At 38.7% G+C, this 18,882-nt stretch carries 20 protein-coding genes; 2 read left to right on the plus strand and 18 right to left on the minus strand.

Features of this window, described 5'->3' with window-relative positions; all coding sequences use genetic code 11:
* Positions 1-109: 109 nt before the first annotated feature.
* Entirely contained in the window at positions 110-1,258 is a 1,149-nt protein-coding gene (locus tag KO561_RS09925) for an NAD-dependent epimerase/dehydratase family protein (RefSeq protein ID WP_231096943.1), read from the minus strand.
* Between the two features lie 134 nt (positions 1,259-1,392).
* Positions 1,393-2,910, minus strand: a complete 1,518-nt coding sequence (locus KO561_RS09930; RefSeq protein ID WP_231096944.1) for an FAD-dependent oxidoreductase — start codon at positions 2,908-2,910, stop codon at positions 1,393-1,395.
* 120 nt (positions 2,911-3,030) lie between these two features.
* Between KO561_RS09930 and KO561_RS09935 the strand changes: the two genes are divergently transcribed.
* Entirely contained in the window at positions 3,031-3,306 is a 276-nt protein-coding gene (locus tag KO561_RS09935; RefSeq protein ID WP_231096945.1) for an acylphosphatase, read from the plus strand.
* Between the two features lie 35 nt (positions 3,307-3,341).
* On the opposite strand, the gene KO561_RS09940 is transcribed toward KO561_RS09935, so the two are convergent.
* The 14 genes from KO561_RS09940 to KO561_RS10005 form a co-directional block, all read right to left on the minus strand.
* Positions 3,342-3,581: a ferredoxin family protein gene (locus tag KO561_RS09940; RefSeq protein WP_231096946.1), complete on the minus strand. Its 240-nt coding sequence runs from the start codon at positions 3,579-3,581 to the stop codon at positions 3,342-3,344.
* Between the two features lie 187 nt (positions 3,582-3,768).
* The gene (locus KO561_RS09945) at positions 3,769-4,323 is read right to left on the minus strand and encodes a histidine phosphatase family protein (protein WP_231096947.1); all 555 of its coding nucleotides are present in this window, start codon (positions 4,321-4,323) and stop codon (positions 3,769-3,771) included.
* Positions 4,324-4,467: 144 nt separating this feature from the next.
* Entirely contained in the window at positions 4,468-4,674 is a 207-nt protein-coding gene (locus KO561_RS09950) for a DUF6501 family protein (protein ID WP_231096948.1), read from the minus strand.
* Between the two features lie 13 nt (positions 4,675-4,687).
* Positions 4,688-5,056, minus strand: a complete 369-nt coding sequence (locus KO561_RS09955) for a VOC family protein (protein ID WP_231096949.1) — start codon at positions 5,054-5,056, stop codon at positions 4,688-4,690.
* Between the two features lie 84 nt (positions 5,057-5,140).
* Complete coding sequence (locus KO561_RS09960; RefSeq protein ID WP_231096950.1) at positions 5,141-5,752, minus strand: alpha/beta hydrolase; 612 nt, start codon at positions 5,750-5,752, stop codon at positions 5,141-5,143.
* A gap of 102 nt (positions 5,753-5,854) precedes the next feature.
* Positions 5,855-6,610 (minus strand): TerC family protein, encoded by a 756-nt coding sequence (locus tag KO561_RS09965; RefSeq protein ID WP_231096951.1) that lies wholly within the window; start codon positions 6,608-6,610, stop codon positions 5,855-5,857.
* Positions 6,611-6,804: 194 nt separating this feature from the next.
* Complete coding sequence (gene msrB, locus KO561_RS09970; RefSeq protein WP_231096952.1) at positions 6,805-7,767, minus strand: peptide-methionine (R)-S-oxide reductase MsrB; 963 nt, start codon at positions 7,765-7,767, stop codon at positions 6,805-6,807.
* An 82-nt stretch (positions 7,768-7,849) separates the two neighbouring features.
* On the minus strand, positions 7,850-8,440 hold the full coding sequence (locus KO561_RS09975; RefSeq protein WP_231096953.1) for a VrrA/YqfQ family protein: 591 nt from the start codon (positions 8,438-8,440) through the stop codon (positions 7,850-7,852).
* A gap of 195 nt (positions 8,441-8,635) precedes the next feature.
* The gene (locus KO561_RS09980; RefSeq protein ID WP_231096954.1) at positions 8,636-10,363 is read right to left on the minus strand and encodes an IS1182 family transposase; all 1,728 of its coding nucleotides are present in this window, start codon (positions 10,361-10,363) and stop codon (positions 8,636-8,638) included.
* 235 nt (positions 10,364-10,598) lie between these two features.
* Positions 10,599-10,847 (minus strand): DUF2584 family protein, encoded by a 249-nt coding sequence (locus KO561_RS09985; protein WP_231096955.1) that lies wholly within the window; start codon positions 10,845-10,847, stop codon positions 10,599-10,601.
* A 143-nt stretch (positions 10,848-10,990) separates the two neighbouring features.
* The gene (locus KO561_RS09990; protein WP_231096956.1) at positions 10,991-11,380 is read right to left on the minus strand and encodes a DUF5365 family protein; all 390 of its coding nucleotides are present in this window, start codon (positions 11,378-11,380) and stop codon (positions 10,991-10,993) included.
* A 122-nt stretch (positions 11,381-11,502) separates the two neighbouring features.
* Positions 11,503-14,619, minus strand: coding sequence for an AAA family ATPase (locus tag KO561_RS09995; RefSeq protein ID WP_231096957.1), 3,117 nt, complete (start codon positions 14,617-14,619; stop codon positions 11,503-11,505).
* Position 14,620: 1 nt separating this feature from the next.
* Positions 14,621-15,766 (minus strand): exonuclease SbcCD subunit D, encoded by a 1,146-nt coding sequence (locus KO561_RS10000; protein ID WP_231096958.1) that lies wholly within the window; start codon positions 15,764-15,766, stop codon positions 14,621-14,623.
* A 118-nt stretch (positions 15,767-15,884) separates the two neighbouring features.
* A complete protein-coding gene (locus tag KO561_RS10005) occupies positions 15,885-16,076 on the minus strand; it encodes a WYL domain-containing protein (RefSeq protein ID WP_231096959.1) in 192 nt (63 codons plus the stop codon).
* Positions 16,077-16,190: 114 nt separating this feature from the next.
* Between KO561_RS10005 and KO561_RS10010 the strand changes: the two genes are divergently transcribed.
* Positions 16,191-16,520: a YolD-like family protein gene (locus KO561_RS10010; RefSeq protein ID WP_231096960.1), complete on the plus strand. Its 330-nt coding sequence runs from the start codon at positions 16,191-16,193 to the stop codon at positions 16,518-16,520.
* A gap of 632 nt (positions 16,521-17,152) precedes the next feature.
* Here the strand turns inward: KO561_RS10010 and KO561_RS10015 are convergent.
* Together KO561_RS10015 and KO561_RS10020 are read right to left on the minus strand one after the other, a co-directional pair.
* Positions 17,153-17,785 carry a type 1 glutamine amidotransferase family protein gene (locus KO561_RS10015; protein ID WP_231096961.1) on the minus strand — a complete coding sequence of 211 codons (633 nt, stop codon included), beginning with the start codon at positions 17,783-17,785 and terminating at the stop codon, positions 17,153-17,155.
* 74 nt (positions 17,786-17,859) lie between these two features.
* Positions 17,860-18,822, minus strand: a complete 963-nt coding sequence (locus KO561_RS10020; protein WP_231096962.1) for a helix-turn-helix transcriptional regulator — start codon at positions 18,820-18,822, stop codon at positions 17,860-17,862.
* Positions 18,823-18,882 lie beyond the last annotated feature (60 nt).

Below are 18,882 nucleotides of genomic sequence, written 5' to 3' on the forward strand. Positions count from 1 at the left end.
TCCCTATCAGTATTTATATCCTGCTAGCGAAGAAGATTGATTCGACGTCGTGGACAGGAACAAGTAGATAGATAAGCGCAACGAAGGCTTCGCTGAGTTTTTTTCATTATTATTTCCAAGTGACAGAAGGTATAACATTTTCTTTGATGACACGATCTTTATTCGCAACCGCGGACTCTAAAATGTCCTTTAGAACGTCATCTGTTAGTAGGTTTGACTCAAGTCCTAAATCACGTAGTTTTGTATTAACCGCGTGATAATAATGTTCCTCTGCCTCTATTCGTGGATTTTCTAAATGAGCAATGGAAGCTGGTAGCCCTTTCTCATCTGCTATTTTTTGTACTTTTTCTGCTAATTCTAGCACCGAGAAATACTCTGTGAATTGGTTGAAAACACGAAACTCACCATGTTCTGCTGGATTTTCTGCTGCAATTTCAATACAGCGAACTGTATCCTTGATATTTAAGAATGCTCTCGTTTGATTACCTGAACCGTACACTGTAAGGTCATGACCAATAGCAGCTTGAATAAGGAAACGGTTCAACGCCGTTCCGAATACGCCGTCATAATCTAAGCGATTCACTAATACAGGGTCCATTTCAGTCTCGTCTGTATGTAATCCATATACGATTCCTTGGTTTAGATCAGTAGCGCGAATTCCCCAGATTTTACATGCGAACATGATGTTATGGCTATCATGTACTTTGGACAAATGATAGAAAGAACCTGGTTGTTTTGGATAAGGAAGTTTATCTTTTCTTCCGTTGTGTTCGACTTCTAAATACCCTTCTTCAATATCAATATTCGGTGTCCCATACTCACCCATCGTTCCCAATTTGATTAAGTGACAATCTGGAGCAAATTCTTTGATGGCATACAGTACATTCAAGTTCCCCATTACGTTGTTCGTTTGCGTAAACACGGCATGTTCACGGTCAATCATCGAATACGGTGCCGATCTTTGTTCCGCAAAATGCACGAATGCATCCGGCTGTGTTTGTCTAAATACTTCGCTTAAAAAGTCGTAATGGTTTAAATCACCAATAAATGTTCTAATTTCTTTTCCGGTTAACTCTTTCCACTTTGCTACTCTTTCCTCAAGGCTTGCAATAGGTGTAACGGAATTAGACCGTAGTTCCTCGTCCATTTTTCTTCTGACTAAATTATCTAGTATGGTTACATCATGACCTTGTCTTGATAGATATAGGGCGGTTGGCCAACCACAAAAGCCATCGCCACCAGCTACTACAATTCTCATCGTTTCCCTCCCGTGATAGTTTAATCATTTTCCACTTCATTATATGATAACATCTGGGAGTTGAGAAATGATTTCCATTATATTAATAATTTTCATGTCCGATTAACATTGTAAAAACAATAATGCGACTCCAATTAGTTGTATTTCGTTAAAGGTTTTTGGGCAGGCCCTTCAATGACTTCACCTTTCACAGAAAAACGGCTACCATGACATGGACAATCCCATGTACGATCCCCGGAATTCCAGTTCACTTCACAGCCAAGATGGGTACAAGTTGTGTCTACTAGATGTACTTTTCCTTGCTCATCCTTATATGCACCTGTTCGTTTCCCTTTTATTCGTATAATTTGACCTTCATCTTCTTTTAGATCCTCTATACTCTTCCCAGTAAACTCTAGTTTGCCTTTTAACAGATGTTTGGCGACATCTGCATTGATTTCGGCAAATTTTTTGATATCCGGTTGGGCGTGGAAGCGAGAAGGATCAAAGACTTCTGCGTACGGATTCTTTTCTCCTAAAATGAAGTCGGTTAAGAGTAAGGCGGCAGCTGTTCCATTCGTCATCCCCCATTTTCGATAACCGGTTGCAAGTAATAGTTCCGGTTGATCTGATGTTATTGGTCCGATATAAGGTACTTTATCTAATGTGGTTAAATCCTGTGCGGACCAACGATATAAGTAGTTCTTAATGCCAAATGTATCTTGTGCGAACTTTTCTATTGCTTCATAATGCTCTATTTCAGGCTTTCCTTGGCCTGTTTTGTGTTTTTCTCCCCCTACTAGAAGGGCGTCTTTTCCATCAATGTTTACATATCGTATCGTTCTAGACGGCTGTCCGGCGTTAATATACATACCTCCAGGAAAACTTTTTTCTGGTTCAAACGCCATTAAATAAGAACGACTTGGGTACATTCTAGTGAAATAGAAGCCTTCCCCATCTATAAATGGAAAATGGGATGCGACAATTACGTGATCACAGACGACACGATGTCCATTTCTTGTAATGATGTGCTGGTGGTCACTATATTCCACATCTATCGCCGTCGTATTTTCATAAATTTCTCCACCGTTTTGCTGAATAATCTGGACTAGGTGGTTTAAATATTTTAACGGGTGAAAATGAGCTTGATTTTCCATCTTTAATGCTTTTTTAATTGGGATGTTTAAAGGGATTTCATCTAGTAATTCCCCAATAATACCCAATTTATCGTAGGCTTCCTTTTCTTGTTCTAGTTTTTGTATTTTTTTATCTGAATCTGTATAAATATAAGCGTCATCTACGGTATATTCGCAATCAATTCCTTCTTGATCAATCGTTTCTTTTATAAATTCCATAGCTTGTTTATTGGCTTTATAATACTGCTCTGCCTTTTCCACACCAAGCTGTTGGATAAAGGAATCATAAACAATACCGTGCTGAGCTGTAATTTTAGCGGTTGTATGTCCAGTTGTTCCGTTAAAGAGAGGGCCGGCGTCCAATAAGACAACCTTCTTCCCTTTCTTACTAAGTAAATAAGCTGCCGTTATGCCTGTAATTCCTCCTCCTACAATGCCTACATCTGCTTTTATATCTTTTTCTAATTGCTTGGACGTAATCGCATTTGTCGAATCGCGCCAATACGATTCCGGATGCTGTGGTATTTTCTTACTCATGTTATCGGATCCCTCCTAGTTGTCATACTATAATCTTTTCCAAAAGAAGAGATTTCATTTATTCTCTTGAGAAATGATTTGATATGCTTATACTAGAAGGAATGAAAAAGGAGGGTGTTCATGATTTCCCAGCATATAATCGTGCACGGAAGAGTACAAGGAGTCGGGTTTCGCGCAACGGCACAAATGAAAGCAAAGACGTTTGGTTTAACCGGTTGGGTCCGAAACCTAGAGGATGGATGTGTAGAAATGATAGTAGAAGGATCGGAGGCTAACGTCGAGACTTTTAAATCAACGGTGAAAGAAGGATTAAATCGGTTCACAAGGGTAGATCGGCTTGATGTGACAGACAATCAAGAGTTGAAAGGATTTAAGAATTTTCAAATCAAATATTAAAAGCCGCTCTTCATAAAGCGGCTTTTTTTTCTATATTATCTCTCTTCAAAGAATTTTCTGTTAAGAGCGATGTATTCATTTTCTTCTTCTGGTACTTCATCTTCCATAAAGATGGCTTCAACCGGGCAAACCGCCTCACAAGCTCCACAATCAATACAAATATCTGGATCGATGTAGAACATATCTTTTCCTTCTTCTATACAATCTACTGGACAAACTTCCATACATTCGCCAGCTTTTTCATCTTTACAAGGTGATGTAATTACAAAAGCCAAAGAAATCTCCTCCTTAAAATATAAACAAAAACCATTTCGGTTCACTATTATACCAAATTTTTCTTTAACTATCATTATAGACTATTTATAAGTGTATTTCTCTCTCTACGCTTCATTTTTTGTAATCTCTATGCATTTATTCTCTAATTACATAGAAAAAGACTGCCATAACGACAGTCTTTTTCCTCTAATCTTGATGCCAAACCCTTTCTACTACATATTCCCCACCGGTTTTTTGAACCGTGAATATATCCGGATTCGTAAATCCTTTCCAATGGTTAAAGCCTATGTCTACTTGAAATTCACTTAGTAAAATTGCTAACAGATTCCCGTGTGTTACGACTGCTATATCAGAGTGTTCCTCATCTTGTTGTAACTCATCAAGTAATTGACGCACTCTTTCTCTAGCATCATTCGATGATTCACCACCAGGTAATCGAAAATCCTGGTTATCAAAAGACTGTTCTAATACGTCTAACCAATCGTCGATGGGTTCTTCACTAAGAATTCTTTCCTTTAATCGATCATCTATTTCAATAGATGTCATTTGTTGCTCGGCGTATGGTTTTATACTTTCAATTGCGCGTAAATAAGGGCTAGATAGGATTCGGTCAATCGAAAATCCTGCTTCCTGTAAAAATGTTGCTAAATGTCGAGCCTGATGAATGCCATCATACGTTAAGGGAGAATCCTTGTGTTGCCCTTCGGCATTGCAATGACGAATTAAGATAAGCCTTTTCAATGCGAACCATCTCCTCAAGGGACAATTTTTTAATCTATGAGTGTCCAATTACGGACTTTAAAATGTATTCTCTTCCACTCATACTTCCCGATTGAACGGAAAATTATAACATTTTTATGAATTATGACTGAACCAAGTTCCAAGTTAACTTATTTCTTTAAAATATTCTTTCTTAAATCCTGCAATCCTGTTCGTATTGTCGATAATAAAGTAAAATTCCTCTGTTTCATTTTTCACATCGTACACCTTTCCGGGTGTTAACGTTGTGTCTACTACGAACTTTTTCGCATTGGCGTGCATACACTCAATTTTTTTAATCGTTTTGTTTTGTTCCCAATTGTTGTGAATCATTGTTCTAACTCCTTTATTTTTGCTCTAAGAATTCTAAGCGATTCCCGAAAGGATCTTCCACATAAAAACGGTTATAGCCAGGTAATCGATCATCAGCTTGTACAGATACATCATGATTAGCTAGATGGTTTTTTAATTCATTCAGTTGGTTTACATAAAAGGCCGGATGTGCTTTTTTTGCAGGAAAAAATGGTTCTTCAATTCCAATATGGAGCTGTTGCTTTCCACATTGAAACCAGACGCCTCCATTCTTTTTTAAAGTATCCGGTTTTTCGATTTCTGTCATTCCTAGAATCGTTTCGTAAAAATGAATAGCAGTTTCTTCTGATCCAGTCGGTGCTGCAAGCTGGACATGATCTAATCCCGCAAATATAAACGCCATCTTGTATCGCACTCCTCTGTCCAAATCCAAGGAACATCCTTTTTTGCTAGTCTAGAGTGGAAAAAAGACACGCCTTCGCATGTCCTATTTCTTGATATGTGCATTATACCATATTTTGGCTTCATTGACTTCTTTTTGTGAAAGTTGATGTCCTAATTGATCCCAGTGGACCAGAACATCTGCGTGTGCCTCACTTAGTAATTTTTCCAAATCCATTGTTTCTTGAGGTAAACAAAGTGGATCGTTTTCTCCTGCCCCAATGAATACAGGAGTTCCTGTTAAATCCGGTAAGGTGATGTTTCGTCTTGGTACCATCGGGTGAAAAAGAATGGCTCCGTATAGGGACGCTTTGTAGTGAAATAACAAACTACCGGCAATATTTGCCCCATTTGAATACCCAATCGCAACGATGTTATCCCGGTTAAACCCGTAATTCTGTGCAGCTTGATCCAAGAATTCTTGGAGTTCCTTCGTTCTGGCAATCAAATCTTCTTCGTCGAAGACCCCTTCGCTTAAACGTCGGAAAAATCTCGCCATTCCATTTTCTGAAACTGCACCTCTAACTCCCAGAACGGAAGCGGTTGAATCAATCATCTCAGCTACGGGCAATAAATCGCGTTCTGTCCCACCTGTTCCATGTAGGATTAAAAGAGTAGGTGCGTTTGAATCCGTCCCTTGTTGAAAGAAATGTTCCATGTTTATTACCACCTTATTTACATAATATTATTATAGTTTAGTTATTTATCTCGAATTCAAACTAATCGTACACTTTTTCAAGTTAGTAGTCAAAAAACGTGATTATGAACGTCGTTTCGGCTTCCAACTCCATCCCACTACCGCAACGAAAATCATAACCACCCAAAAAGTAGTATTCCATGTCGGTGATTCGGGATACGATACAGGAAGAATTCCTAAATGAGGGTGTGCCATTGTATGAATGGCCAGCTTCACTGCCACCCAACCTACGATTACGTATGCTGCTGTTTCCAATCCTGGACGTTCTTTTAAAAGCTGCACAATATAGGAGGCTGCAATTCGAATTAAAATTAATCCAATCATTCCTCCTGTTAAGACTACAGCAAACTGTGCCCCATCCATTCCACCTATGTCTGGAAAGCTTGTTGGGTTTAAACTCGTGGATAAAGCGACCGCGGCTAAAATCGAATCGACAGCGAAGGCAATATCAGCTAGTTCTACTTTGACTACCGTAAGCCAGAACCCACCCTTTTTCGATTTACTCGGATCCGTTGTGGTAACCTCTTCTTTTTTAAATGCTATTTTCATCAAGTTATTGATGGCAATAAAAAATAAATAAATAGCACCTAAAGCTTGTAACTGCCAAATATCTACCAAGTAAGAAATAAAAAATAAAGACGTGAATCGGAAAATAAAAGCTCCACCAAGACCATATGTTAAGGCCTTTTTTTGTTTTTCAGGTGGTAAGTGCTTGACGATGATCGCCATGACTAAGGCGTTGTCCGCTGCTAATAACCCTTCCAATCCGATAAGAACCAATAATGTCCATCCATATTCCAGTAAAACATCGGTTGCCATTGTCTATCTCTCTCCCCATTATCTAATCTAAAGGAATAGGCTTGTCCCGCTCCTTTTTCATCCAGTTCATACGTAAGCTAGGCTTAAGCTTGTTTTAGATTATACGGAGAAGTAATTCTGTTTATGATTGCTATTTTGTCTATGTAGTAAAATACGAAAAAAGCCCCTGTCTAGCGACAGAGGCACAATCCTGTTTAGTCAAATAAGTATAGATAGTCCCCATATCCTTGCTCTTTCATCTTATCCTTAGGGATAAACTTCATTGCAGCAGAATTCATACAATAACGTAGCCCACCCTGATCCTTTGGTCCATCCTCAAAGACATGGCCTAAGTGGGAATCTGCTTCGTTACTTCTAATTTCTGTTCGAATCATACCATGGGACTGGTCCATATTTTCTTTTATCGAATGTTTATCGATTGGTTTTGTAAAGCTTGGCCAACCACAACCAGCATCATATTTATCTTTGGAAGAAAACAAGGCTTCACCTGACACGACATCGACATAAATGCCATCATCATTATAGTCCCAATACTCATTTTGAAACGGTCGTTCGGTCCCATTTTCTTGAGTGACATGGTATTGAATGGGTGTTAACGTCTCTTTTAATATTTTCTTATCACGCTTGTTGGTCCAATGCTCTTTAATAAAATCCTCTCTACCAGATCCTTTTTTATACAATTTATAATGGAATTTTTGCTTTTTATAATAATCCTGATGCTTTTCCTCCGCGCGGTAAAAAGGGCTTGCGGGTATAATCTTCGTTACGATTGGTTTCCTAAACTTCCCACTATCCTCTAGGGCTTGCCTAGATCTTTCGGCAAGCTCCTTTTGCTTTTCATCATGATAGAAAATAGCAGTTGTGTAGGATTCTCCACGATCATGAAATTGACCTCCAGCATCAGTTGGATCAATCTGCTGCCAAAACGTCTCTAGGAGCTTTTCGTAGGGAAAAATATCAGGATTAAACGTAATTTGAACAGCTTCCACATGTCCTGTCGTGTCAGAGCAAACTTGTTCGTACGTTGGATTAGGGACCGTTCCACCTGTATAACCCGACACCACTTCAATAATACCTGGTCGTTCGTCAAATGGCTCTACCATACACCAGAAACAACCCCCAGCAAACGTTGCCTTCTGTATATTTTCATTTTGCATGGAACATTCCTCCTATGCTATTCACATAATCTCTGTGCATTCATTCTTCATCTTTTACCGCGAAAAATCAAGTAAGTTGTTTTTATATGAATAGTTTAGGTTTAGAAGTTCCATTTAATGCGTCCTGGCTACTCTCTACTTTTGACATATCTAAGTTTTCTCGTTTGCGTTTTGTTCGCTTTTTCACTACTTTCTCTTCATCTTCTTCCAAGGTATCTTCCTCTAAGTCAGCATCCAGTTCATCCAACTCTTCATCCGTTTCTTCATCATCCAAGTCGTCAGAATTTAACGCTTTTACCATTTCAATCATGGCAGGTAGGTTCTTGACCATTGGACCATATTCCTTTATATAAGGAGCTGCTGTTTTCGCAAACTTTAAAATTTCCTGAGCATTTCCTAACATTCCAGACATACCACTTGCTCCAGCACTTTGTCCGAAAGAAGCTGGCCCAACTCCTGGTCCCATAGGTCCTGGTGAAGAGGCTCCACCACCAAATAGTTTTTTGATAAATCCTTGTATGCCACCTCCACCTTGGGAAGGTCCTTGATTAGGTCCACCAAACGGCATCGGATTCCCTGGTCTTGGTGGAAAGGGTTGCCTTCCAGGCAGACCTCTAGTTGGTGCAGGGCTCTGTCTCATCCATTGATGACCTTGTTGTTGCGTAGAAAACATACCAATCCCTCGTTTCTTTAGTATCTGCTACTTCCATAGTACGTCTGTAAAAGAATTAGGTGTAGGCACGTTGCTTAATTGTAGGAAGATGCACCAAAGTTTCTCTACGAAAGAATAAAAGCGGAAGCGCCTGGGTTTAAGGATTTCAGAATAAAACCGTTTACGCGGACAACGTCTGAAGATCCCTTGCCAGGGTCACGTATGGACTGCGCCCGGCCATGCCAGCATGGTAAGTAATGAAAAAGAGGCTGGGACATAACTAGCCAAGAATAACCTAAAAATGGTTCCCATCATCGGTTTTCGATGATGGGAACCATTTTGGTTTGAATTATGGTCACCATCTATGGTTGGATTTGCATTCATGGCCGTGTACTTTCTCAAGTTTACCGCCATGAATGCAAATCCCAGTTCCTTTTCTACTTTCTCTTTACCTCTCACCGACATACGGGTGAAACGCAAATTAGCCTTCAGAAATCCGAAGACGGGTTCTACATCTATTTTGCGTTTGCCATAGATTTTCCCCGTTTCTTTTTCCGAAAGCTGCTGTCTCGTATATGCTTTTTGGTTTTCCCACTTTTCATTATAATAGATCTTTCGATTGTTTCCTTCCTTCGCTTTCGTACATTGCGAACGTAACGGACAACCGAAACAGTCCTCACACTCATAGACGTTATATGTTCTTGTATAACCATATCGGTCTGTTCGATTGGATAGATAGCGGAATGTTAATTTTTTATCGTTTGGACACGTAAACGCATCTTCGATCTCATCGTAATGCCAATTGGCTACGTTAAAGGCATCCTGCTTATATTTCTTTTTCTTTTCTTTCCGGTATTGGTTATACGTAATCAATGGCGTGCGTTTCCGATTTTCGATGACGTCTTCGTAATTTTGTTCACTCCCATAGCCGGCATCCGCGACAATATAGTTGGGTAGGTCAAAGAAGTGTTCCTCAATGTTATCCAGGAAAGGTGTGAAGGTACGCGTATCCGTTGGATTCGGAAACACGTCATAAGCGAGCGCATACTGTCCTTCTGTCGCAAGTTGCACGTTATACCCGGCTTTGAGCTGGCCGTTTTTCATGTAATCATCCTTCATGCGCATGAAGGTGGCATCGTGATCCGTTTTCGAATAACTGTTGCGCTCTCCGAAGATGGCCATATCGTGTTGGTATTTTTGTTTGCGCACCACAAAATCCTTGAATTGCTTGCCGTATTGTTTAGGGGTTTTGCGCTCAGAACGAAGCTGTTTCCGTTCGCTTACGTCTTCACTTGCTTCTATCTTTTTATCATATTCACCAACCGTCTCCTCCAGCTTTTCCACCACTTTTTCGAGTTCTTGGCTGGATAGTTCCTCCATACTTTCCCGTTCTATTTCCGGAATGATTTCTTTCTCCAACAGTTCTTCATACATCCGGTTAGACTTTTCCACTAAACGGGAACTGTACTTTTCCGTCGCTTTGCGCCAGACAAACGTAAACTTGTTGGCATTCGCTTCGATTTTCGTTCCGTCCATAAAAATGGCTTCTTCCTCGATGACGTTTTCCCGGACAAGCTGACAACGGAATTGGACAAAGCACTGACGCAATAGTTCCTTTACCTCCGGATGGACACGGAAACGGTTAATTGTCCGGTAACTTGGTTCATACCCCTGGGCCAGCCACATCATCCGGACACTGTCTTTCAGTAATCCCTCGATCTTTCTGCCAGAGAACACCGACTGCGTATAAGCACATAAAACCACTTTCATCATCATGCGCGGATGATAAGCCGGACATCCCGTTTCACGCAGAAATCCAGTGAATGCCTCATCTGGAATAGCTTCCACGACATCATGGACGGCATAGGCGATATCGTTTTCCTGTAGTTTGATTTCCAAATCTAGCGGCAAAATGACTTGATTCATGTTATACTGTTTAAACATAAGGATACCTCCGATTCTGTTTGGGTGTGGTAACTTTAACATTATCAGAAGGTATCCTTTTTGCGTACATTTTTTTGGGATTTTATTAAAAAAAGAGTGACACTCACTGGTTTATGGTGTGGGTGCCACTCTTTTTAGTTACTGGGTTTTGTCCCAGCCTCTTAGTGTATCGTTATTTCCCGGGTAAGCGCAGAATTCAACGATTATTGATAATTTTCCTTTAAACTCTTTGTCGTTAATTGACATTAAACAACGAATGAAGTTGATATCTGCAGTGAGTACCTCGTTCATTCCAAGTCATTTCAATAATTTTTCCCGTTCCAATTTGGTCGGAATTCTCGTGGCGACGAATTTCGATCAGTTGATCAACCGGAAAAAGGCGGAAATCCGCAAATTGAATCTCGAACGTATTATCTTGTTCTTGTATTCTTTTCTCTTTTCCGTCCGTTACTAGTTTCCATTCAATAGAAAGAGGCATGGACATCATTATTTCCTCCCTATCATCCATATAATAGGGTGTTCAAAATTCCGGAAAGAAAAACATATTGCGCTTTTTATTATTCCATTTGAACACGCATCATAATTATATCCTAAATCACTCCAAGTGGAATGACAAGATAAAAATCATTAATGAACAGAATTTTGATACCGCTCAATCATTTGGCTTTGTACCTGTTGATTGGAGTTAAAGTCTTCCAGTTCAAATGGAAAGTCAATCTCGTACTTATTCAAAATACTGGCATTTTTACGAAAAGCCTCTTCATAGACTTCTATAGCTGCCTGGTTATCATGTAGCGTTTCTAAAATTGTAGAAATGGTTTGTACGGCTGCGATTACTTCTAAAATCTCAACCATGGTTAAATCTTCAAGTTTTGCTGGTTGTAATAGTTTGAATTCTTTCAACTGTTGTATGTAGCTCATTGAAAAAAAGCAAGGGAATACCCTATCATACAAGTCTTGTAATTGTTCTTTCATATACAGTTGTTGTTCCGGAGTAGACGCTGTTACTACCTTCATAAACTTCCTCCTTGAGAAACAAAGTCATACACTTTCTTCCCTTCAGAAGAAAAAGTGTATTTCTTTTTTCTACTATATCACGAGACTAGCTTGTTTTTTAAGGAGTAATTATTGGCAATGAATCAATGAAATTGAAATTCTACTTTTGACCCTTCTGGGCTCGTGGTAATTTGTAGTTTCGCATGAATCTCTTCTTTTAACTGTGGCACGTGTGAAATAATGCCAAGAACACGATTGCTTTGTTGTAACCCTTTTAAGCAATCAATCGCTTGAGCAAGGGAAACTTCATCTAATGTACCAAATCCTTCATCAATAAATAAAGTATCTAGCTGCACACCGCCAGCATGTGCTTGCACGACATCGGCTAATCCAAGGGCTAAGCTAAGTGCTGTTTTAAAGCCTTCTCCGCCAGATAACGTTTTTACGGATCGTAGTTGTCCCGTATGGTGATCCATTACTTCGAGATCTAGACCACTTTGCGCACCACGTTTTGCAACTTGACCACTTCTTTGCAAATGGTAACGATGTTCCGTCATTTGATCAAGACGCAAATTAGCTTGCATTAAGATTTCATCCAAAAAGGAGGAAAGTACATATCTTTCAAAGGACAGCTTGAGATGATTTTCTCCTCTCGCTAAATCAGCTAATTCAGCAATATCATAATATTGCTTTGCATAGTTTTGTTGTTTTGCAAAAAACTCCCGTATTTGGTTGGAAATGGCTTCATGATGCTTGATATACATTTGAACTTCCTGGATTCGGACTCTATACTGCTCGACAAGCTCTTCTTGATGAGCGAGCTCCTGTCCGAGCTTGTCCATATCAGGATATGTTTGATCTTTTAATAGTTTTTCAAGTACTTGTTTTCGTTCCTTCGTATGTGCTTTTTTCGTTTCATAGGTTTCCAACTCATCACGGAGCCTTTCCTTATCTCCCTCCGCTAACAGGCAATTTTGATAGGTTTCCCTATCATTAAATCGGTTTTCCTGTAATTTGGATTGGAATGTTTGAAGCTGCTCCTCATATCGTTTCTTTGCTTCTTCAGAGAAGGATTGTAGCTGTTTTAGGGTTGCTTCACTTTGTTTTCTATCGTCTTTAATTCGCTCATACGATTGCTTTGTTACTTCCCAATGCTTCAACCACTGCTCATAACGGGATTTTTCTACATGTATTTTTTTCTCTAATTCCGATAGTGACATATCTAAAATAGCGGAAGGAATGTCTTGCTCAAACGTATGGATTTGTGTATCCATCGTAATGATTTGACGATTCATCTCATCAAACTCTTTTTGTCCTTCTTCGATCTTTTGCTGAAGCTTTTGCAAGACTTTCTGTTTGTCATCTCGTTCTTTTTTCGCTTTTTCTATTTCTTTAAGAGAGTCTTGAATGTTGTCGTAATTTTTCTTTTCTTTTTCCGCTTCCTGTCCCGTCTGTTGAAGCCATTGAGATAAGTTTTCTTTACTTATCTCATCCAAAGTAAGATCTAATTGCTTTGCATATTGCTCGACGATTTGACGTTTAGCTTGTCCATCAGATTTTGCATCCACATATTCTTTCTGGATCGCTTGTAATTGCTTTTCTAGTTGATCTTGCTTCTCGATTAACTTCTCTAATTCGTTCGTCACAGTGTCATGTTCAGCGGTTGATTGATTAGCCGGAGCAGGATGGTGAGTGGACCCACAGACCGGACAAGATTCGCCTTCTCGTAATTGTAGGGCTAGGGATAGTGCAAGTTGATGTTGCTGCTTCATCTCCTCTTGTTTAATTCGATCCTTTAACTCTTGAAACTCTGTTTGCTTCGATTCAAATTCTTTTTTTACAGATGAAAAGCTTCTACGTAGTTTGACTAACTCTCCGTGCTCACGCGTTAATTCTTGAAGTCGTGTAATGCGTTCTAGCCAAGATTTATAGACCGCATCCACTTCATACAGCCTTTTCGTCTGTTCTCCATGGGCTTCCGTTTGTTTCTCTAACTTTTCGATGAGGAACTGAACATTTTGAACTTCTTGCTGATCCTCGGTTCGCTTCAGCTGTTCAGCTTTCATCCGCTCTTGAAGCTTCTGTTTCTGCTCCATACGTTCCGCATATGCCTGTACTTTGGGCAAATATTGCTGATGTTCTTTTACCCATTCTTTAAGCTTGTTTCTCTCCGCTTCATTCTTTTCTTCCTTATCATACTCTTCTTTCATTTTTAAAAACTGGGACTCTAGATTCTCTTGTTTTTCTTTTTGTTGTTTTTCTTTCTCGGCTGCTTCTTTCCACTCTTGATTCCGTTTCTCTACTTGCTCTTCAAAAACTCTTAATCCATCTGCTTTAAGAGCCAGATTATATTTGTCTTTGGCACGTTCCATTTCGTCTTTTTTTTGAAGGAGTTCTTGCTCCGTTTGTTTCACTTGTTCATATTCATCGAATTGGGCTTTTCGTTGTTTTGCCTCATAAAAAGCCTCTTGCGCTTTCGTGTTTTTTTCTTTTTCCATCTGTAATTTTTCTTGCTGTTCGATAAACTGTTTTTGTTGATTATCAATCTTTAAAGTAAGTTTTTCTAGTGTTTGCTCAATGCCTAACTCTTCTTCTCTCTCGTCTTCCGCCCACTCAATTTTCGAAGCTTCTTGCTCCATTTGCCAGTCTAATTGTTCAATCCAGCCGCGTAGCTCTTTCGATTGTTTCTTTAGTTCTTCGGTAATCCGATCATAAAAGTACGTACGAAATATTTTTTGCAAAATTTCTTCCCGCTCTTTACTATTTTCTGAGATTAAGCGACGAAACTCCCCTTGAGGGATCATAATCATTTTGCGGAACTGCTCATAATCTAGTCCAAGCTTTTCTTCTAATACTTCATTGACATCTTTTATTTTGGAGGAGAGTAAGCGGTCCTCTGTCAAATCGTACAACTCTGCTCGTGCTGGGTCCTCTGTAAATCCTTCTCCTCTTTCTTTATGCTTTAATTGTTTTGGATTCCGTACCACTTTGTAGGTTTTATCACGAATGGCGAAGATAAATTCAATTTCAGTTGGCAAATCGGTGTTAGCAAAATGACTACGTAATGAGTCCTGGTCGCGATCACTTCCGCTTGCTTTGCCATAAAGGGCATAACAAATCGCATCAAAAATGGTTGTCTTTCCTGCGCCAGTTGGGCCTGTGATTAAGAAGATTGTTTCTTCGCCTAGTTCTTCAAAATTGATATGTTGAGTGTGGTGATAGGGACCGAAAGCGGTCATCTTTAAGGATATTGCGCGCACCCTAATTCTCCCTCTCTTTTTCCAATAATTGTTGAACGATTTTTTCCATGTAAGCTTTTCTTTCCTCCGGTATCGTGTCACCCTTCATTTCCTGATAAAAGGCTTCAAACAACTCGGCATGGGACATTTTTTGTTTTTCTCGTAATTGTTCAAGGTCTTTAAGACCTTTGTTCGATGTTTGCACCTTACGCTCTAATCGCAATATATTAGGAAACACTTTGCGAAGCTTTCCAATTGGATCTACTAATTGGCCTTCATCCAAGAGTTGAATATGCAAGTAGTCTTCCGTTGGATCTAATTGCATGAGTTCTTCAAAATAGCCTGCTATGACTTTCATATCTCTTCGTGGTGTTAACGGAATAAACGTAAGTTGTGCTTCGCCGGTTTCTGTTAAGTCAATCATCGTAATCGATTTTTTGTGATTGGCTTCTGAAAAAGAATATTTTAATATGGAACCACTATATCGGATCGTATCGCTTGATACGCGCTGCGGCTGATGTAAGTGTCCTAGTGCTACATAATGGAAGTCTTGAAACATCTTTGTATCAATGTATGGACTTCCTCCAACCATGGATAATCGTTCTTCGGATTCGGATTCCATTCCACCAGCCAGAAATGCATGGCCAACAAACACATGACGTTCTTCCATATTATGATGTTCCTTTATATGACGCACAATGGCTTCCATAGCTGTTTGATGCGATTGAATGGAGTCATCTTCAAAGAATTCACGAGCATCGGCTGGTTCAATATACGGAATGAGGTGGAAGTGTACAGGACCGTATGGATCATCAATCGTAATTGGTTGTAATGGAGCTCGAAGCTTTGTTTCTAGATAAAATTTTTGGGCTTTAAATAGTTCTCGACCGAACTCTAACCGGTCTGGGCTATCATGGTTCCCGGATATCGCAACCATCGGTATTTGAAACTTAGTCGCAATGGTTGTTAAAACGCGGTTCAGGAGTTCCACCGCTTCTTTCGGGGGGATAGAACGATCATATAAATCTCCTGCTATAACAATGACGTCTGGCCGCTCTTGCTCTATAATGTCTAAAAGCTGATCAAGCACATAACTTTGATCTTCTGTCATATGAATGCCATTGACAATTTTCCCTAAATGCCAATCCGCTGTGTGTAATATCTTCATATATTTCCTGCAAGGTAATGAGCAGGTTCCCTCCCTTATTCATCACAATTACTCTCTCTTTCTATCATATCATGTTTGCAAAATGTCAGAATACATCGAATGCAGCATATCATGGTATTTATGGAAAAATAGCTAAGATTTGATCAAGTAAAAACGTTCTCACTTGCTTTCTTAAATGGCAATAAGCATAAATTTGTGTATCCGTAATTCCGATAATTTTCACTTTCCGTTGCGTAAAGGATCCATTTTTGGCTACGTAAATCATTTCCACATTTCTTTCTCTTGTCCATCGAACCTGTTCAGCGGTCATGTTCCTTCACCATCCTTTTTTTACTATTATACACGAACAAATGTTCTTTATCCATTGAAAAAGAACATTTGTTCCCTTATAATACATGTTATGAGAAAGGAGAAGGTGCTATTCATGATACATGACCGTGGTTCCATTAAGTGGAGCTCTCTTATGCTACCAGAGCATGTTGAAATGCTCCGGGAATTGTGGCGAGAAGATGCTGATCAAACCATGCCAATAATCGATGAACAAAAATTGGATGAAATGAATGAACTCATTCATGATGCTTATAACGAGAAGCATTCCGTTAAGATAACCTTTTTTTCTAATCAGCGTATTCATTCCGTGTGTGGGTATATATCAACCATTAACCCGATCAAAGCTTCTTTAACGGTGATGTCTGACAAAGAAAGCTTGAAGACGATTTCGTTTACGAGCCTAATAGATGTGCAAATTGCTTAAAAAAAGAGACTAAGACAAAATGTTTTAATCATAAATAAAATCCGAACTATAGTTCGAAACTTCTCTAATTAGAATTCGAATCAGTTCGGATTTTGCTTTTTGCATGTTTTGTAAATATTGTTGCTAATTTTATATAAAATGCGACGTAACGAAATAATAAAAGTTACAATAAAAACCATCGGTTTAGTGACTGCTCGGTGTGTGTACGATGCTGGTTTCTGTTGCGGGTAATCGCTTTCCGCGGGGACGGCCTCAGCCAGGCTACTGCATCGAGTGATCATCTTTGCTGCCTTGCACCGAGAAAGCTTACTTCGAAGCGTTACTAGAAGACGCAGGTGCATCTTACGTGGTCTTCAACTCGTGCTGTTCCGAAGAAAATGGTTCTTTATTTTCGAGGAGTCGATTGCCCTCCACTCCAATCAACATACCATAATGAATGAACTAGATGAAAATTTTCAAAAGAGATTTATCACTAAAATGAAGTAAAATCACGATAAAAGAATGTGACAAAAGAACCTATCAATACGGGGTAGCGTCAGGAAAATGCGGATTTACAACGATAAGGAAATTCCAAATTAAAAAGCCCAACTTCTCTACAAATCAAAATAGAGAAATTGAGCTTTTCAGTTACTTCATTTATTTATTGAATTCATTAACTGAAAGAAGTATTCAGGTTTATGAGTCTTATTTAGGTTATACCATGAATGTAATGCATCTGGTGTAAATACATCTAATTTTTTCAGTACTTCCATCGCAAATTCCAGAGGAGCTATTCCTGATGCCGTAACTAAATTCGCATCAGATACCGCAGATCCCACCTCATAGAACTTTTCTCCTTTATAGTTAGGACATACCATTTTAGTGTATTCTAAATTATTACTTGTATGCTTTCTAGTATCTAAGTATCCCATATTCGCAAGGGCCTCAGTTGCACCACAAATTGCAGCAACAATAGTGCCAAGCTTTAAAGCTTGGCCAATTCTTTCCAAGATAGGTTGATGAATTTCTTCACTCCAAGTAGTCCCTCCTGGTAAAATTAAAAGATCATTACTCTCAAGAGTACATTCATCAAGGGAAATATCTGGTTTTATGCTCAGTCCTCCCATAGTAGTAATCATTTCTTTATTAGCTCCTACTGTAATTACTTTTAAAGGTGCTAAATCTTTTTTGAAATATCTTCCTGAGTTTAGTTCAGCAATTAAATATCCATATTCCCAGTCCGACATTGTATGAAATACATATAGAAAAACTTTTTTTGTTTGCATCCAATAACACTCCAATCACAATTGATATAGCTATTATAATATAACTTCCCTGACAGTTAACGTCAGGGAAGTTATCATACTTGATGAAATTTTATTAATTCCGACAGAACTTCAATAAGTCTTTTCTTAAGACTTATTGGCTCAATAACTTTAATAGATTTATTGTATGGTAAAAGTAAATAAGGTACATATGTATGTATCATATCTTTTTCAAGAAGAAAAACTGCTTGATTTGAAGTCCGTTCTTGTAAATAATGTCCTAAAAACCAATGTTGGCAAATATCAGCCAATACACTTTTATCCCCATTAATAACCAAAGAAATAATCCCTTCCTTATCTTCTATAGTGGGAAGAAGACTTTTTATAAAAAAGTCACGTGCTGAAAAATTTTCTGGCCGGTTAAACTTATTTTCAGTTAGCATTAGACTTTCAATTCGATCTACTCTAAAACTACGGATATTATTCCTAAGATGACAAAATCCAATCACATACCACTTATTATTCCAATAGATAATTCTGTACGGATCGACCAATCTATAATTTAATTGCTTTTCGCCACTTTTATGATAAAGAATTTTTACTGAGTACCCGTCAGCTACGGCCTGCTCCAACTCCTTCAAAAAAGGTTCCATAGAGAGTGAACTTAATCGACTTATTACTTCAAGACTAGTTAAATGTTGGTTTATCTTTGTTTCCTGTTCTTGATTTGAGTATTTACTTAGTTTTGAAATGGCCCTATTTAGTGCTTCACCTCCATAATATCCGGCTTCTTCTGCAAAAACAGCAGCGTGAAATAGTGAAGTTTGCTCCTCAAAATCAAAAAAAAGAGGAGCCTCAATAAAATTGTTCAATAAAGTGTATCCACCGTTATGTCCTGGTTCTGAAATTATAGGTACGCCACTTGTTGAAATTGTATCAATATAACGATACACAGTCCTTATATTCATCTCTAACTTTTCTGAAATTTGTTTTGCAGTAATTTTTTCACCTGAACGAAGCATCCATAGAATTGCTAACATATTGTCAATTTTAGGCATATAATTCCACCTCTATATGAAATTTATTTTATATTATATATTTCCGATTTTTGGTATAAC

Source organism: Radiobacillus kanasensis, from assembly GCF_021049245.1.
Taxonomy (GTDB): domain Bacteria; phylum Bacillota; class Bacilli; order Bacillales; family Amphibacillaceae; genus Radiobacillus; species Radiobacillus kanasensis.

Excerpts from the sequence above, each read along its gene's own strand:
- KO561_RS09925 (WP_231096943.1), bottom strand. The coding sequence starts at position 1,258 with ATGAGAATTGTAGTAGCTGGTGGCGATGGCTTTTGTGGTTGGCCAACC.
- KO561_RS09930 (WP_231096944.1), bottom strand. The coding sequence starts at position 2,910 with ATGAGTAAGAAAATACCACAGCATCCGGAATCGTATTGGCGCGATTCG.
- KO561_RS09935 (WP_231096945.1), top strand. The coding sequence starts at position 3,031 with ATGATTTCCCAGCATATAATCGTGCACGGAAGAGTACAAGGAGTCGGG.
- KO561_RS09950 (WP_231096948.1), bottom strand. The coding sequence starts at position 4,674 with ATGATTCACAACAATTGGGAACAAAACAAAACGATTAAAAAAATTGAG.
- KO561_RS09955 (WP_231096949.1), bottom strand. The coding sequence starts at position 5,056 with ATGGCGTTTATATTTGCGGGATTAGATCATGTCCAGCTTGCAGCACCG.
- KO561_RS09960 (WP_231096950.1), bottom strand. The coding sequence starts at position 5,752 with ATGGAACATTTCTTTCAACAAGGGACGGATTCAAACGCACCTACTCTT.
- KO561_RS09965 (WP_231096951.1), bottom strand. The coding sequence starts at position 6,610 with ATGGCAACCGATGTTTTACTGGAATATGGATGGACATTATTGGTTCTT.
- msrB (WP_231096952.1), bottom strand. The coding sequence starts at position 7,767 with ATGCAAAATGAAAATATACAGAAGGCAACGTTTGCTGGGGGTTGTTTC.
- KO561_RS09975 (WP_231096953.1), bottom strand. The coding sequence starts at position 8,440 with ATGTTTTCTACGCAACAACAAGGTCATCAATGGATGAGACAGAGCCCT.
- KO561_RS09980 (WP_231096954.1), bottom strand. The coding sequence starts at position 10,363 with ATGTTTAAACAGTATAACATGAATCAAGTCATTTTGCCGCTAGATTTG.
- KO561_RS09985 (WP_231096955.1), bottom strand. The coding sequence starts at position 10,847 with ATGTCCATGCCTCTTTCTATTGAATGGAAACTAGTAACGGACGGAAAA.
- KO561_RS09990 (WP_231096956.1), bottom strand. The coding sequence starts at position 11,380 with ATGAAGGTAGTAACAGCGTCTACTCCGGAACAACAACTGTATATGAAA.
- KO561_RS10000 (WP_231096958.1), bottom strand. The coding sequence starts at position 15,766 with ATGAAGATATTACACACAGCGGATTGGCATTTAGGGAAAATTGTCAAT.
- KO561_RS10005 (WP_231096959.1), bottom strand. The coding sequence starts at position 16,076 with ATGACCGCTGAACAGGTTCGATGGACAAGAGAAAGAAATGTGGAAATG.
- KO561_RS10010 (WP_231096960.1), top strand. The coding sequence starts at position 16,191 with ATGATACATGACCGTGGTTCCATTAAGTGGAGCTCTCTTATGCTACCA.
- KO561_RS10015 (WP_231096961.1), bottom strand. The coding sequence starts at position 17,785 with ATGCAAACAAAAAAAGTTTTTCTATATGTATTTCATACAATGTCGGAC.
- KO561_RS10020 (WP_231096962.1), bottom strand. The coding sequence starts at position 18,822 with ATGCCTAAAATTGACAATATGTTAGCAATTCTATGGATGCTTCGTTCA.